This window comes from Nocardiopsis sp. LDBS1602 (genome assembly GCF_035818715.1).
In the GTDB taxonomy this organism is placed as follows: Bacteria; Actinomycetota; Actinomycetes; order Streptosporangiales; family Streptosporangiaceae; genus Nocardiopsis; species Nocardiopsis alba.
On record NZ_JAYLVW010000002.1, the window covers coordinates 146,226 to 161,460 of the forward strand.

Annotated in this window: 15 protein-coding genes and 1 tRNA gene; 9 read left to right on the plus strand and 7 right to left on the minus strand. The window is 69.5% G+C overall.

Annotated features, from left to right (window positions below; translation table 11 throughout):
- Nucleotides 1–35: 35 nt before the first annotated feature.
- Nucleotides 36–461, plus strand: coding sequence for a D-aminoacyl-tRNA deacylase (dtd, locus tag U9J66_RS08730; RefSeq protein WP_014911771.1), 426 nt, complete (start codon nt 36–38; stop codon nt 459–461).
- 20 nt (nt 462–481) lie between these two features.
- Here the strand turns inward: dtd and U9J66_RS08735 are convergent, their stop codons facing one another.
- Nucleotides 482–1,135: a pyridoxamine 5'-phosphate oxidase family protein gene (locus tag U9J66_RS08735; RefSeq protein WP_017533143.1), complete on the minus strand. Its 654-nt coding sequence runs from the start codon at nt 1,133–1,135 to the stop codon at nt 482–484.
- Between the two features lie 34 nt (nt 1,136–1,169).
- On the opposite strand from U9J66_RS08735, the gene pdxR reads away from it, so the two are divergent.
- Nucleotides 1,170–2,618 (plus strand): MocR-like pyridoxine biosynthesis transcription factor PdxR, encoded by a 1,449-nt coding sequence (pdxR, locus tag U9J66_RS08740; RefSeq protein ID WP_051067447.1) that lies wholly within the window; start codon nt 1,170–1,172, stop codon nt 2,616–2,618.
- Between the two features lie 114 nt (nt 2,619–2,732).
- Here the strand turns inward: pdxR and U9J66_RS08745 are convergent, their stop codons facing one another.
- Nucleotides 2,733–3,431, minus strand: a complete 699-nt coding sequence (locus U9J66_RS08745) for a response regulator transcription factor (RefSeq protein WP_014912466.1) — start codon at nt 3,429–3,431, stop codon at nt 2,733–2,735.
- Nucleotides 3,428–4,618, minus strand: a complete 1,191-nt coding sequence (locus U9J66_RS08750; RefSeq protein ID WP_014908148.1) for a sensor histidine kinase — start codon at nt 4,616–4,618, stop codon at nt 3,428–3,430. Before U9J66_RS08750 ends, U9J66_RS08745 begins: the two co-directional genes overlap by 4 nt.
- Nucleotides 4,619–4,742: 124 nt before the next feature.
- Here U9J66_RS08750 and phoU point away from each other — a divergent pair, with 124 nt between their 5' ends.
- From phoU to ispF, 3 genes are all read left to right on the plus strand, one after another.
- Nucleotides 4,743–5,405, plus strand: coding sequence for a phosphate signaling complex protein PhoU (gene phoU / locus U9J66_RS08755; RefSeq protein WP_014912175.1), 663 nt, complete (start codon nt 4,743–4,745; stop codon nt 5,403–5,405).
- A 436-nt stretch (nt 5,406–5,841) separates the two neighbouring features.
- Entirely contained in the window at nt 5,842–6,324 is a 483-nt protein-coding gene (locus tag U9J66_RS08760; RefSeq protein ID WP_014910398.1) for a CarD family transcriptional regulator, read from the plus strand.
- Nucleotides 6,325–6,355: 31 nt separating this feature from the next.
- Nucleotides 6,356–6,826, plus strand: coding sequence for a 2-C-methyl-D-erythritol 2,4-cyclodiphosphate synthase (gene ispF / locus U9J66_RS08765; RefSeq protein ID WP_187294578.1), 471 nt, complete (start codon nt 6,356–6,358; stop codon nt 6,824–6,826).
- A gap of 297 nt (nt 6,827–7,123) precedes the next feature.
- Here ispF and U9J66_RS08770 read toward each other — a convergent pair whose 3' ends face one another.
- Nucleotides 7,124–8,971, minus strand: a complete 1,848-nt coding sequence (locus U9J66_RS08770) for a DUF2637 domain-containing protein (RefSeq protein WP_326337458.1) — start codon at nt 8,969–8,971, stop codon at nt 7,124–7,126.
- A gap of 293 nt (nt 8,972–9,264) precedes the next feature.
- Between U9J66_RS08770 and cysS the strand changes: the two genes are divergently transcribed.
- The 3 genes from cysS (at nt 9,265) to U9J66_RS08785 (ending at nt 12,019) form a co-directional block, all read left to right on the plus strand.
- On the plus strand, nt 9,265–10,665 hold the full coding sequence (gene cysS, locus U9J66_RS08775; RefSeq protein ID WP_014908988.1) for a cysteine--tRNA ligase: 1,401 nt from the start codon (nt 9,265–9,267) through the stop codon (nt 10,663–10,665).
- A gap of 169 nt (nt 10,666–10,834) precedes the next feature.
- Nucleotides 10,835–11,800 (plus strand): 23S rRNA (guanosine(2251)-2'-O)-methyltransferase RlmB, encoded by a 966-nt coding sequence (gene rlmB / locus U9J66_RS08780; protein WP_017533145.1) that lies wholly within the window; start codon nt 10,835–10,837, stop codon nt 11,798–11,800.
- 146 nt (nt 11,801–11,946) lie between these two features.
- A tRNA-Thr gene (locus U9J66_RS08785) sits at nt 11,947–12,019 on the plus strand.
- Between the two features lie 131 nt (nt 12,020–12,150).
- Here U9J66_RS08785 and U9J66_RS08790 read toward each other — a convergent pair.
- Complete coding sequence (locus tag U9J66_RS08790; protein ID WP_267880663.1) at nt 12,151–12,978, minus strand: helix-turn-helix domain-containing protein; 828 nt, start codon at nt 12,976–12,978, stop codon at nt 12,151–12,153.
- A 99-nt stretch (nt 12,979–13,077) separates the two neighbouring features.
- Complete coding sequence (locus tag U9J66_RS08795) at nt 13,078–13,401, minus strand: hypothetical protein (protein ID WP_326337459.1); 324 nt, start codon at nt 13,399–13,401, stop codon at nt 13,078–13,080.
- A 138-nt stretch (nt 13,402–13,539) separates the two neighbouring features.
- On the opposite strand from U9J66_RS08795, the gene U9J66_RS08800 reads away from it, so the two are divergent.
- Nucleotides 13,540–13,833, plus strand: a complete 294-nt coding sequence (locus U9J66_RS08800; RefSeq protein ID WP_326337460.1) for a hypothetical protein — start codon at nt 13,540–13,542, stop codon at nt 13,831–13,833.
- A gap of 49 nt (nt 13,834–13,882) precedes the next feature.
- Here U9J66_RS08800 and U9J66_RS08805 read toward each other — a convergent pair whose 3' ends face one another.
- On the minus strand, nt 13,883–15,109 hold the full coding sequence (locus U9J66_RS08805; RefSeq protein WP_041561740.1) for an FAD-dependent oxidoreductase: 1,227 nt from the start codon (nt 15,107–15,109) through the stop codon (nt 13,883–13,885).
- Nucleotides 15,110–15,235 lie beyond the last annotated feature (126 nt).

Consider the following 15,235-nt stretch of genomic DNA (forward strand, 5'->3'; position numbering starts at 1 on the left):
CGGGACGAGAGGATCCGAGAGGAACGGGGGAGCCCATGCGCGCGGTCGTGCAGCGGGTGTCGCACGCGTCGGTGACGGTGGACGGCGAGGTGGTCGGGGAGATCACCCGTCCGGGCCTCATGGCCCTGGTGGGGGCCACCCATACCGACACCGGGGCCGAGGCCGCCAAGATCGCCCGCAAGCTCTGGACGCTGCGGATCCTGGAGGAGGAACGGTCCTGCTCCGACATCGGGGCCCCGATCCTGGTGGTCAGCCAGTTCACCCTCTACGGGGACGCCCGGAAGGGTCGCCGCCCCACCTGGCAGGCGGCCGCACCGGGCCCGGTCGCGGAGCCCCTCGTCGACGCCGTCGTCAAGGAACTGCGCGACCTGGGGGCGGAGGTGGCCACAGGTGTGTTCGGGGCGCGGATGTCCGTCGGTCTGACCAACGAGGGGCCCTTCACCGTCCTCTTGGAGGTCTGAACCGGGGCGAGGGCCCCGTGTCAGACCGTCCGGTGCCCAAGGGTGACGCGCGCCGCCACGTGCTCGGGAACGGGCAGGTCGTGGGCCAGGTCGGGGTCGGTGATCGGCGGGTCGAAGACCATACGTGTCGGGAGCACACCGGCCCAGATCGGGAGGGCGTGGTCCTCCGGGTCGTCGCCGGGCGGGCCCGTGCGCACCTTCACCGAGGCCTCCTCCAGGGACAGCGCCAGCACCCGGGTCGCGGCCGTCTCCTTGGCGTCGGGAAGACGCACCGTGTCCCACTGTCCGGGGGCGAGGTGTTCGGTGATCGCGCGGAGCGCGGCCTCGTGCTCCTCGGGGTCGGTGACCACGCGCGGTGTTCCGAAGATCATCGCGGAGCGGTGGTTCATCGAGTGGTGGAAGGCCGACCTGGCCAGCACGATCCCGTCCAGGAGGGTCACCGTGACGCACACCTCCCCCTCCTCCCGAAGAGAGCGGGCCCCGGTCGAACCGTGCAGGTAGAGGGTGTCGTCGATACGTCCGTATCCGGTGGGGATCACTCGGGGCGAGCCGTCCACGACGACGCCCAGATGGCAGATCAGGCCCTCGTCGAGCAGGTCGTACAGTTCGGTGCGGTCGGTCCGGGCCTTGTGCTTGGCACGCCGAAGACGCGTGCGTTCGGTGGTGGAGAGCATGGCTCCAAAGTAGAAAGAAGTGGACGTGCCGACCATGGCCACTTTCCACCCGGAACGGAGGACCACTTTGTCCCGTCCCGATGTCGACCCCGTGCTCCGGCTGGACCGGTCGGCCGCCGAGCCGCTCACCGCCCAACTGGCGTCGGGGCTGCGCGAGGCCATGGTCTCCGAGGCGTTGCGGCCGGGGGAACGTCTTCCCTCCAGCCGAGCGCTGGCCGCGCGTCTCGGGGTGAGCCGTACGGTCGTCACCGACGCCTACCAGCAGCTCTACGCGGAAGGGTGGCTGGAAGGACGTCATGGCTCGGGCACCTTCGTGGCCGAGCGGGAGCTCTCGAGCGCGCGGCACCGGCGCGACCTCGAACGTCGGGAGCGGGCGGCCCCGTCGAACGCGGAGGTCCGTGGACGGATCTCTCGTGAACAGGCCCGGAACGAGGGTCTGGTGGACCTGCGCGCCGGTGCCCCCTGGGTCCACGACCACGATCGCGCCGCCCTGCGCCGGGCCTGGCGCCACGCGGCCGAACAGGTCCCTTCCGACGACCCCGATCCCCGTGGTCTGCCACGACTGCGCGAACTCCTGGCCGAACACCTGCGACGGTCCCGAGGGATCCACATCGGACCGGAGAACATCCTGGTCACCCGGGGTACCGGCAACGGCCTCGACCTGGTCGCGGCGCTTCTGGGGCCCGGCGTTCGAGCGGGGGTGGAGGAGCCCGGCTACGGGCGGGCCCGTTCCATCCTGGCCGCCCGTGGGGACCACGTCGTCCCCTGCCCGGTCGACGGTGACGGTATCCGCCCCGAGGAGCTCCCCGACGATCTCGGTCTCGTCTACACCACGCCCGCTCATCAGTACCCGCTCGGCGGTCGACTACCGGTTCCCCGCCGCGAACGCCTTCTGAACTGGGCCGAGCGCACCGGGGCGCTGGTGGTGGAGGACGACTACGACGCCGAGTTCCGCTACGACGTCGCCCCTCTACCCGCCCTGTACGGGCTCGATCCGGCACGGGTGGTCCTTCTCGGCACCTTGTCCAAGACCCTCGACCCGGACCTGGGCATCGGCTGGATCGTCGCCGAACCCGATCTGGCCGACCGGCTGGCCCGGACCCGGGCGGAGCTGTCCGACCGCACCAGCGGGCCCGTGCAGGTCGCCACGGCGTTCCTGCTGGAACGTGGGGACCTGGACCGACACCTGCGGCGGATGAGACGCGAGTACGCCCGCCGCAGAGCCCTGCTGGTGGAACACCTGGGCCCCCGGCCGGTCGGCGACACCGCGGGTCTGCACGTCCTGCTGCCGTTGCCGGAGGAGGCCGTGGCGCCGGTGGTCGCCGCCGCCGCGCGTGAGGGGGTCCTGGTCGAGGACACCTCCCGCTCCAGCCACGCGGAGCCGAGCGTGCACGGGCTGGTCATCGGCTACGGGACGGCCTCCTACACGGGTCTGCGCCGGGCCTGCGAGGTCCTGGCCCGCGCCGTGGAACGGTACGCCTAGAAGAGCGGACATGAGAGATCCCGGACGGTGGTGTCACCGTCCGGGATCGGGCCGGAAAGAGAGGAAGGACGGGGAGACGGCGGCACGGGAGACCCGAGGGCCCCGGGCCGGGGGTCACTCCGCTTCGACGGTGACCGGCTCGAACTTGTACCCCAGGCCGCGCACCGTCACGATGTAGCGCGGGTGGCTCGGGTCCTCCTCGATCTTGGCGCGCAGGCGCTTGACGTGCACGTCGAGGGTCTTGGTGTCCCCGACGTAGTCGGCGCCCCACACGCGGTCGATGAGCTGCATACGGGTGAGCACCCGGCCCGCGTTGCGGAGGAGCACCTCCAGCAGTTCGAACTCCTTCAGCGGGAGCTGTACGTTGTCGCCGCGCACCGTCACCACGTGCCGCTCCACGTCCATACGGACGGGTCCGGCCTCCAGGGCGGCGGGAAGGACGACGTCGTCCTCGCCCCGACGACGCAGCACCGCGCGGATGCGCGCCACGAGCTCGCGGGAGGAGAACGGCTTGGTCACGTAGTCGTCGGCGCCCAGCTCCAGACCGACGACCTTGTCGATCTCGGAGTCCTTGGCGGTGAGCATGATGACGGGGACGTTGGACTTCTGCCGGAGGGTCCGGCAGACCTCCGTGCCGGAGAGCCCCGGCAGCATGAGGTCGAGCAGTACCAGGTCGGCCCCGGTCCGGTCGAAGGTCTCCAGGGCCACGGTGCCGGTGGGAGCCACCGCGACCTCGAAACCCTCCTTGCGCAGCATGTACGACAGGGCGTCGCTGTAGGACTCCTCGTCCTCTACTACGAGTACGCGCGTCACTGTGCCGTCTCCTGGTGGTTGTCGTTCCGGGACACGTCGATCTCCCGGCTCTCGGGTCTGGGCAGACGTAGAGTGAACGTCGACCCCGACCCCTCCTTGCTCCACACGGTCACTTCTCCACGGTGGTGGGTCATGATGTGCTTGACGATCGCCAGGCCCAGCCCGGTACCACCGGTGGCCCGGCTTCGAGCGGCGTCCACACGGTAGAACCGCTCGAAGATCCTTTCCAGGTCCTGCTGGGGGATGCCGATGCCCTGGTCGGCGACGCTGATGTCGATGCTCGACCGGGAGGTGCCCACGGACACCGCCACACGGGTGTTCTTCGGACTGTAGGCGACGGCGTTGGTGATGAGGTTGCGCAGGGCGGTGCCCAGCATCGCCTCGTCGCCGAGCACGGTCAGCCCCTCGGCGCCGCTGCCCACCAGCTCGATCCCCTTGGCGTCGGCCGGCATGCGCACCGCGTCGATCGCCTCTTCGACGACCGCCTCCAGGTCCACGGGCGCCGGTTCCGCGATGGGCTCGGCGCCCTGGATGCGGGAGAGCGTGATGAGGTCCTGGATGACCGCGGTCAACCGGGTGGCCTCGGTCTGCATGCGCGCGGTGAACCGACGGACCGCCTCCGGGTCGTCGCTGGCGTCCTGCACGGTCTCCGCGAGCAGGGACAACGCCCCCACGGGGGTCTTCAACTCGTGTGAGATGTTGGCCACGAAGTCGCGGCGGACCGCCTCGACCCTTCGATGCTCCGTCTGGTCCTCGGCCAGGACCAGCACCAACCCGGTCCCGCCGAGTGGAGCGACCCTTACGGCGAAGGACGTGGCGTCGGGGCCGAACTTGCGGACGGCCACCTCGATGTCGGTCTCGCGGATGACCCCGTCCCGCCGGACCTTGCGGGCCAGCGAGAGGAGTTCGCCGATGACCAGCTCCTCACCGCGTACGAGCCCGAAGGCCCGCGCGGCCGAGGAGGCGCGCAACACCTTGTCGCCGGAGTCCAGGACCACGGCGGAGGAGGGAAGCGCTGAGAGCACCTCGGCGATACCGGGCGGGAGCGCGCCCCCCTCCTGGGAGGGGCTCGGCTCCAGGCGTCCGGATCGCGTACGGAAGAGCGGACCGGCGACCGCGGCACCGATGACGATGCCCAGGACGAGTCCGATGATGCCGGTCACGGCGGCGAGAAGTTCCCCTTGCACGATTCGATCGTAAACGTGCCGACTGGGGCTTTACCCGGTCAGGGCATGTGACACAACCGAGGTTCTTCCATCGTTCACCGATTCTTGGCCGATCCTTCAGATCGGCACTGCGAACATGGGGGACATGCGCGATACGTACCATGAGGACCTCGACAGCCTGGGCGAACGCCTCGTCGAGATGACCAGGCTCGCCAGGCACGCCATCGCGCGTGCCACGACCGCCCTGCTGGACAGCGATCTGACGGCGGCGCAGGAGGTGATCTCCGGTGACGAGGCGATCAACCGCCTGGACCAGGAGATCGAGGACACCGCCTTCAGTCTGATGGCCCGACAGCAGCCGGTCGCCTCCGACCTGCGCACGATCATCACGGCCCTCTACATGCGCGGTGACCTGGAGCGGATGGGGGACCACGCGGTCCACCTCGCCAAGATCGCCCGGCGCCGTCACCCCGACTCGGCCATCCCCAAGCCGGTCCGTTCGATCGTCCTGGAGATGGGACACCAGGCGGAGCTGCTCGTCACCAAGGCCGGCGAGGTCATCACCGAGAAGGACCCCGACACCGCCCTCGAACTCGACAAGGACGACGACCGGATGGACCGGTTGCGTCGCAAGTTGTTGCAGCGCATCCTCGCCCCGGAGTGGGAGTACGGGGTGGAGGCGACCATGGACGTCACCCTCGTCGGTCGGTTCTACGAACGCTTCGGTGACCACGCCGTGCACGTAGCCGACAACCTGGTCTACATGGTGACCGGAGAGAAACGCGAAGATTACGAACCCGAGGCCTGACCGCGGGTGCGTCGATGGGCCCTGGGACCTTCGGGTTCCGGGGCCCTCGGTGTTCTCGGAGCGGCCCGGGAGGGCGGATCGACGAGAGCGTGGTGGGGGTGTGGGGCGCGGTGGGACACGCCCGGGAGATCCGGCCGGGTCAATGGAGGGTCACCCCCGTCCGAAATCGTGACGTAGATCGCGATGGGGCCTCGCGGGGGGTGTCCGGAGGGAGGGCGAACCCTATCCGAAGACTATCTCCGCTTCGTCACGATCCGGCTGAACAGAGGGGGTTCCGGCCCTCTCGGAAGTGCTCTGACCAGGTCTCGGAGACTCCTCGGGTACACTTTGTCAAGCCCTGAAAAGTGTGGCTTGACCTGCATGTTCGCAAAGCTAATAGGTACGTTAAGTCACAGATTCATGGTATCCTTGTGGTAGCGGAAGGGGTACCTGTCACATGGCTTTCAAGGTCGGCGACACTGTTGTCTACCCCCATCATGGGGCTGCTCGTATTGAAGCGATCGAGACTCGCGCCATTAAGGGCGAGGAGAAGACCTATCTCGTTCTGAGGGTTGACAAAGGCGATCTGACGGTGCGCGTGCCGGCCGCGAACGCCGAGGAGGTCGGCGTTCGTGACGTGGTGGGGCAGGAAGGCCTGGACAAGGTCTTCGAGGTGCTGCGCGCGCCGCACACCGAAGAGCCCACCAACTGGTCCAGGCGCTACAAGGCGAACCTGGAGAAGCTGGCATCGGGCGACGTCAACAAGGTCGCCGAGGTGGTTCGCGACCTGTGGCGCCGGGACAAGGAGCGCGGTCTGTCCGCCGGCGAGAAGCGGATGCTCGCCAAGGCGCGGCAGATTCTCGTCAGCGAACTCGCGCTCGCGGAAAAGACCAACGAGGACAAGGCGGAAGCCCTCCTCGACGAGGTTCTGACGAACTGATACTCGCGGAATCACGTAATTCATGACGAAAATGCCTCGGGTGGGCGTCGGAACGGACGTCCACCCGTTTTCTCCTGGAAGAACACTTTTTCTCGCCGGTCTGGAATGGCCGGGAGAAGACGGTGTCAGCGGCCATTCCGATGGTGATGTCGCGGCCCACGCGGCCTGTGACGCTTTGCTGTCCGCGTGCGGACTCGGAGACCTCGGGACCAACTTCGGCACCTCCGATCCCCGGTGGAAGGGCGCCTCGGGCGCGGCCCTGCTCACCGAGACCGTCGCGCGTGTGCACGCGGCCGGTTTCGAGATCGGCAACGTGGCCGTGCAGATCATCAGTAATCGTCCCCGGTTCACGCCCAGGCGTGACGAGGCGGAGAAGACGCTCTCCGAGGTCGTGGGGGCTCCCGTGAGCATCTCCGCGACCACCACCGACGGTCTGGGCCTCACCGGCCGCGGCGAGGGCATCGCGGCGGTCGCGACCGCCCTCTGCGCGCCCAGGGACTGACCGGACGATCGTCTCCGATGGGGGCCGTGCCCACCCGGCACGGCCCCCATCGGTGTGTCCGGACCCGGTATCCGGTCCACGGACTGAGAGTCCCCGCCTACGCCCGAAACCCCTGGCCGCGTGGGGTGGGGCTCTGAGGTCGGGGCGCTCGTGCACAGGCTGTGGACGAGGTGAGGGGGTCGCCGTCGCGCCGGCCCGCCGCGAGGGCCACGAGGTGTTCCCCCTTCGGGTCGCGGGGGGGAGCGGACACACGTCGGCCCCGGCGCCCTGTGGCGGGCTCCGGGGCCGAAGAGGCGATCAGTGGTCCTCGGGCGGCAACGGCTCACTGCGCACCCGTCGGGACGGGGGACCCGAGGCGAAGTCCGGCATGGGCGGCCGCGGCGGTTTGAGCACCATGGGTCGCTTACGGACCGGCACGGCGGGCTCGGAGGCGGTTCTCGGGGCGGGTCGGGGCTCCGGCTCCGGAGCGGGGGGTTCTTCCCGCTCGGGCTCGGGTTCCCGAGCCCGCTCCGCCGGTTCGGCTTCGGCGGGCCCGCTCGATGTCTCCGAGGTCCGCTCCGGCTCCGGGTCCTCCTCCGGCTCCGGCCGCTTGGCCCCGAGGCGGAAGGCGGCGCGCACCGTGGGACCGGTGTCGTGGTCCAGGGTGAGAGGGACGTTCGGGTCCTCGACCCGCCCCAGGGGCTCGACCGGCGGAACGACGTCGTCGTCCTCCGTGGCGGAGGAGCCGTCCTCGGGCGGCGTCCAGACCGGAGGGACGTAGTCGGCCAGGATCGACCCCGGTCCTTCGGCGGACGGGGGCTCCCACAGCGGCTCGTCGTCCTCGGGGTCGGCCGCGTCCGAGGGCGTGACCGACTCGACCTCGTCCGTCGACTCCGGACGCTCCTCGACCTCGGAACCCTCCTCCGCGACGGGGGCCTCCCACTCGGCGGGCTCCGGTTCGGCCGCCACCGGCGCGAGCGGAGGCGCCTCGGCCTCGTCCGAGACGGGGTCGCCGACCTCGGGTTCGTGGGCGAACCCCTCGTCGAGACGGTCGTCGAACACCGGGACGTCCCGGTCGTCCTCGACCCGTTCCTCCGGTTCGGGCTCGGCCGCCGCGCGGGGCGCGGGCACGCTCTCGTTCCCGATCGGTTCCGGAGGGGGAGCGGCGGCCCCCGGCACGACCGGAGGCTCCTCGGCGGCCCGCTTGATCGGGTTGTCGCCCGTGCGGGAGCGGCGGGGCAGGGGGACCATGGGTGCGCCGGCCCGTTCCTCGTCCTCAGCGGGAGCGGTCTTCTCGACCGGGGTCTCGGCCCGGACCGGGGCGAGGGGCTCGGTGTCGGCGACGGTCTCGGCCGGTCGCCCGCCCTCGGCGGGCTCCGGGGCCGGGATCGGCTCGGTGGGAGCCTCGGAGTCGACGCTCTCGGACGTGTCCGGCTCGCGCTCCTCCGGCACGTCCTTCCGAGCGGGCTCGGTGGACTCGATCACGGGCGGAGGCGAGATCCGCGAGCGGCTCTCCTCGTCGGACTCGGCGGCCGTCGGCGCGGGTTCGTCCCGTTCCGGTTCCCGCCCCAGGTCCAGCAGCCGGGTCTTGAGGGGCGGGGCCTTCCTCGCGGGCTCCGGCCTGGAGGTACCGCGCACGACCGTGGCGCGGTCGTCCGAGGGGACCGGACGGGGCCGGGAGCGGCGGTTCCGCCGTCGGATGTGGGCGCGGACGGCGAGCCACAGCAGGAACGCCACCAACAGCGCGGCCAACGGGGCCACGGCCACCACCACGCGGAGCGCGCCGGGCGAGTTCTCGGCGATGGTGTCGACGCGTCCCGTGTTGTTGAGGATCATCGGCACGGCGGCGGCCAGCATCAGCGCGGGGATCACGCCGAGGTCGACCCACAGGCGTTCCCGTGGCGGTGCCGTGCGCAGCACGTAGCTCACCCAGAAGGCCATGAGGACCAGCAGGGTGAAGGTCACCGGGAACACGTGGGCCAGCGGGCTGTCCTCGTGCACGATCACGGCGAACGCGTAGATGCCTTGGTAGGCGAGGATGAGGGCGCACAGGGCGATGACACTGACGAACAGCGCGCCACCGACGAGAGCACCGGCTCCCGTGCCGCGACCCGCACTCCGACCGTTACGTGTCCCTGTCTCGGGGGCGTTGTTGTAAGGGGCCATCGTCACCGCAGCGTAGTCCAGGCGGTGGCACTAACACGAGATTCCGGCCGATTCCGGCTGCTTCCCGACCTCCGGAAGGAGGGGTGTTCTGTCCTGTTATGGAGTCATTGGCAGTGGGTGGTGAGTCGAGTCGAGGGGAAGTCGCCTTGGACGCGGGTGGCATCTCACATCCGAGCGGGCCGGATACGGTTCGGCATATATGGGGGCTCGGGGCTGTCCAGAGCGGATCGGGGTCGATCGGTGTTCCAGGTTTGTGACGCGCTCGTGAGGGGAAAGCGGTTAGTCTTGACAGCGTGAGTCTGCGCTTCTATGACACCAGTGCCCGACAGGTCCGCGAGTTCTCCCCACTCCGCGAAGGGTGTGCCTCCCTGTACCTGTGCGGTGCCACGGTGCAGGCTCCTCCGCACATCGGTCACATCCGCTCCGGAGTCAACTTCGACATCCTGCGCCGATGGCTGACCCACCTCGGCTACGAGGTCACCTTCTGCCGCAACGTCACCGACATCGATGACAAGATCATCGCCACGGCGGCGCGGGAGGGCGTCCCGTGGTGGCAGGTGAGCGAGCGCAACCAGCGCGCCTTCACCCACGCCTACGACGCCCTGGGCTGCCTGCCGCCCACCGTCGAGCCGCGCGCCACCGGCCACGTGCCGGAGATGATCGAACTGATGCGGCGCCTCATCGACGCGGGGCACGCCTACCCCGCCGACGACGGTTCCGGCGACGTCTACTTCGACGTCGGCTCCTACCCGGCCTACGGGGAGCTGTCCAACCAGCGCCCGGACCAGGTCGTGGAGGCCGCCGACACCGACCGCGAACGCGACAAGCGCGATCCCCGCGACTTCGCCCTCTGGAAGGGCGCCAAACCGGGGGAGCCCAGCTGGGAGACCCCGTGGGGACGCGGCCGCCCCGGCTGGCACCTGGAGTGCTCGGCCATGGCCACCAAGTACCTGGGGCCCAGCTTCGACATCCACGGCGGCGGCCTGGACCTGGTCTTCCCGCACCACGAGAACGAGCAGGCCCAGTCCCGGGCCGCCGGCGACGGCTTCGCCCGGTACTGGCTGCACAACGGTCTGCTGGCCGTCGGCGGCGAGAAGATGAGCAAGTCCCTGGGCAACTCGCTGCGCATCCCGCAGATGTTGGAGAAGGTCCGCCCGGTCGAACTGCGCTACTACCTCGGTCAGGCGCACTACCGCTCCACCATCGACTACTCCGACGCCGCGCTCCAGGAGGCCGCCTCGGCCTACCAGCGCATCGAGGGCTTCCTGACCCGCGCGGTCGAGGTCCTGGGCGAGATCACCCCCGCCGCCGAGGTGCCCGAGGCCTTCGCCGAGGCGCTCGACGACGATCTCGGGGTCTCTCAGGCCCTGGCGGTGGTCCACGGCCACGTGCGCGAGGGCAACACCGCCCTGGCGGCCGGTGGCAAGGAGCGTGTCCGGGAGCTGGCCTCCGAACTGCGCGTCATGCTGGGCGTGCTCGGACTGGACCCGCTCAGCGACCAGTGGGCCTCCGAGGGCCAGGGGCTGCGCGAGGTCGTGGACGCGCTCGTCGCCGTCGCCCTCGAACAGCGCCAGGCGGCCCGGGGCCGTAAGGACTACGCGGCGGCCGACGCCATCCGCGACCGGCTGACCGAGGCCGGCGTGGTGGTGGAGGACACCCCGCAGGGCCCCCGCTGGGACCTGCGACGCGGCTGATCGCGCCGACGGACGGGGCCGGGACGACCTCCCGGCCCCGAACGACGCGTGCGGTGGCACGCGACCATTAGGCTGGGGGTTTGCGCCGCCGCCCATCGGCGAGACGGCGACCCATCGGCCGGAAGAGTTCTTCCGGCATGCTCGCGACACGTATCAGGAGGCGGCGACCATGCCGGCGAAGAAGAGCAAGAAGGGCCCGACCAAGGGCAGCGGCGGTAAGAACCGGCGTTCACTCGAACCCAAGAGCGGTACCCTGCCCGCCGAGCAGCGTCACTGGTACGAGGGCAAGCAGCGGCACAAGGCCGCCAAGCGTCCCGCCGGCGGCGAGGGCCGCGGGAGCGGGCGTCAGCAGGAGCGTTCGCCCAACCGCCCGGACAACTCCGACCTGCTGATCGGACGCAACCCGGTCGTGGAGGCGCTGCGCGCCGGCATGCCGGCCACCCGCCTCTTCCTGTCCAACAGCCTCGACCCGGACGACCGCGTCAACGAGGCCGCCAAGATGGCGGGCGCCCAGGGCGTCGACGTGCAGGAGGTGACCCGCACCGAGCTGGACCGTCGCTGTGAGAGCAACGGTCTGCCCGGCGCCGCCCACCAGGGCATCGTGCTCCAGGTGCGGCCCTACCAGTACTGGGCGGCCGAGGGGCTGCTCGACCGGGCGCTGGAGTCCGACACCCCGCCGCTGATCGTCGCCCTGGACGGGGTCACCGACCCGCACAACCTGGGCGCCATCGCCCGCTCCGCCGCGGCCTTCGGCGCGCACGGCCTGCTCATTCCGGAGCGTCGCGCCGCCGGTGTGACCATGACCGCGTGGAAGACCTCCGCGGGCACCCTGGCCAGGCTGCCCGTCGCCCAGGCCACCAACCTCACGCGTGCCCTGGAGGCCTACAAGAAGGCCGGGCTGTTCGTCGCCGGTCTGGACGCCGATGGCGACATCCAGCTTCCCGACCTGGACCTGGCCACCGGGCCTCTGGTGATCGTGGTCGGCGCCGAGGGCAAGGGGCTGTCCCGACTGGTGCGGGAGACCTGCGACGTGATCGCGAGCATCCCGATCAGCGGCGCGGAGTCCCTGAACGCCTCCGTGGCCGCGGGTGTGTCCCTCTACGAGGTCGCCCGTCACCGTGGCGGCAAGGCCTAGAGATCGAACCGGCCCGGCTCGTGTCGCACGATCCGGGCCGACGCGCCCTCGGTGATCGGCGGCGGAACGAGGCCGAGTAGGACACTCGTCGTCGGAGCCGGTACCATTCGGGTGGACACTCCGGAGCCACAGGGCTTCGGCTGTCGGCCGACGTAGCTCAATTGGCAGAGCAATCGCCTTGTAAGCGATAGGTTAGGGGTTCAAGTCCCCTCGTCGGCTCTTCTCATGCCCGGCCTTTGTACGGGCCGCGCCCCGCGTATCGCCGGTGGCGGTCGTGTCCTTTCTCGGCGAGGGTCCGGTAGGGCCGCTCGCGGCCCCGGCCACCGCCGGGGCCGCTCCTCGGATACGGCTCAGTCGGTGTCCTTGGCCAGTGCGGCGATCAGTTCCAGACTCTCCGTCTCGGGCAGGGCCGTCTCGACGAGGTCCTCGTAGATGGAGATGTAGGACTTGACCTCGGGTGTCTCGATGACGTTCACCGGTTTGGTGACGGTGTCGATGTAGACGTAGGAGTCGTCGAAGATGGTGAAGCCGTGCGGGAGGACCGGGTGCGGGACCCAGAGCGGGATCACCATGAGACCGATGGTGGGGTAGGTGCCCAGGTGCAGGAGACGTTCGTACTGGGTCCGCATCGTCTCCGAGGTGCCGAACGGGCGGCGTAGCGCGTATTCGGTGATGACGAAGCTGAAGCTCCGCTGTTTCTCGAAGAGGATGTTCTGTCGTTCCATCCGCAGGGCGATGCCCTCGGACACCTGTTCCGGGGTGATCGTGGGACTGGCCCGGATCACCTCTTCGGCGTAGGCGGCCGTCTGCAACAGGCCGGGGATCACGTCCAAGTGATAGCCGCGACGCCTGAGCGCCTCGCGTTCGAGATCGCGAACGTAGATCTGGCGCGGGCCTTTGCGCTCTTCCAACCACCGCCAGCTACTGACGCCGACGTCGAGCTCGGTGAGCTCCGACGCCAGGCCCTCCTTGATCGCCGCGGTCGCCCCGTAGGTGGTGAGCAGGCGGGTGAGGAGCTCGTGCGACGGTCGGATGTGGCCGTTCTCGACGCGCGAGATGGTGGACTGGTCGGTGCCCGCCAGTTCGGCCGCCTCTCGGCCGCTCATGCCTGCTTCACTGCGCAGATTCTTCAGTTCTTGCCCGAATTGCCTTTGCCGCTTCCTCCGGTACTCACCCATTGAGTTCTGTCTGCTCTCCGCTATGCGTCCAGGTGGGGGCCCGCCTCCGTCCTGGGCATGATGGCCAGACGGGCCCCGCCCCTCCCGAGAGCCAGGGGATCACAGACCCCGCAGGATCTCCGCGGGCACCTCGATGACCGTTTCATGCTCGGGAGTGGGCATCGAGTCAACCGTAGCGCCTTGCACGAGGAATGTCCCCTTGTCGGTGCGGAACACCTTGGGGAAGCCCCCGTTTTCGCAGCCTCTAATCTGCTTCACCTGCATGGTCTCTTTCCTTTCCAGGCGTGGAGGGTAACTGATGATTAGAGAAGCATAGTTCTCTTGAGGTTTCAACGTTTTCCACATGTTGGCAGGTAGAAGACTTGTAGAGTACATACTGAAGGGTCGATGTTCGATTCTTACGTTTACATCGATGTTGTTCATGTGATACCTGTGACCTACACCGGGGGGTGTTCCATGGGTGCTGTGGAGAGGTGGCTCGACCCGAGAGGCGATCCATCTCGGCAGGTCAGACGTTTTCTGGCCGAGAAACTGGGGCCCGGAGGGGAGGACTCGATCTGGTTGACGAGTCGGGTTGCCGAGGAGGTGGCCGGCTCGGGGGGAGTTCCCTGGAAGGTGGGCATGCGCAGAAGAGGGAGATGCGTACTGACCTGCCTGGACTATCGGCTGCCCTGGTCGGGAGGGGCCGGGAGCGGACCGGTGTTGTCCTCGGGGCTGATCCTCCTCCTCACCAAGAGCACCGGCCGGTGGCGCCACTCGGACCATCCGCGTAAGGGCGTACGAACCCTGTGGTTGGAGATGGAGATGGAGATGGAGATGGAGCTGGAGGGGCTCCGTTCCGAGTCGGCCGCGTGAACGGGCCCGTCGTCCGGCGTCTTCGTGCGGACGACGGGCCCCGCGCGGGTCAGCGCATCGCGGCCGCGGGCGGGCGTTCTCGAAGGGCCCCGTAGCCGAGGAAGTAGGCCGGAACGCGGCGGGCCCAGGGCAGGTGTTCGACCACGCGCAACGGAGCGGGCGGTTCCGTCGAACGCAGGTCGAGGCGTCCTTCCAGCGCGGGCAGGATCACCCTGCGGTGCGCCACGCGCTGGAAGCCCTGCACCAGGACCGTGACGGGCTGTCGCCGTCGCTGGACCGCCGCCACGTCGTCCCTGGTGACCCGGCCGCGGCGTAGCGGTGCCTGGAGGTGGCGGGCGGTGGCGACCGCGTCCTGGATCGCCAGGTTGATGCCGATCCCGCCCACCGGCGACATCGCGTGCGCGGCGTCGCCGATGCACAGCAGGCCGGGGGTGTGCCAGCGGCGCAACCGGTCCACGCGTACGTCCAGCAGCTTCACGTCGTCCCAGTCGGCCACCAGGGAGCGCCCCTCCAACCAGGGGAACTGTCGCACGAGGGTCTCGTTGAACTCCTCCAGCGGGTGCGAGCGGTTCCGGGAGTCGGTGCCCTTGGGGATGATCGCCGCCGCCTGGTAGTAGTCGCCCCGGTCGATGAGGAGGCTGAACCTCCCCTCGCTCATCCGTCCGATGCCGCCGTCGGGGTCGTCGTCGTGGCGGGGCAGTCGGAACCACTGCACGTCCATCGGTGCGGAGAAGTCCCGTAGGCCCAGTCCGGAGAGCCCGCGCGCCAGGGAGTCGCGGCCGTCGCAGGCCACGGTGATGGTCGCGCGTATCTCGCCGGTCTCCCCGTCGCGGGTCCGGTAACGCACCCCGTTGATCCGGCCGCCCTCCTCGATGAAGGAGGTCGCCTCGGTGTTCATGCGCAGGGTGAAGCCGGGCTCTTCGGCCGCGGCCCCGGCCAGGAGGTCGAGCAGGTCCCACTGGGGGACCATCGCGATGTGGTCGTACGGGGCGGGCAGCTGGGTGAAGTCGGCCAGGGTGACCCAGCGGTCCTCGACGCCGACCGGGAGCCGGGCGCGGTCCAGCCGTCGTTGGGGCAGGCGCGAGAACTCCTCGGAGAGGCCGAGTTCGTCCAGCAGACGGAGGGTCGAGGGGTGCACGGTGTCGCCGCGGAAGTCCCGAAGGAAGTCGCGGTGCTTCTCCAACACGGTCACTTCGACGCCGCATCGGGCCAAGAGCAGGCCGAGCACGATCCCGGCCGGTCCTCCTCCGATCACGCAGCAGGTCGTCCGGGTCATGAGATCACCTCGACTGTGATCGACGGGTTCCGGATCTCCAACGTACAGAGCGTGGTGGTCGGTGTACAGGAGGCCGAGGCCCTCCCACGGGGCCCGTGGGCCTCTGGTCGCGTCCTTTGAAGAGGA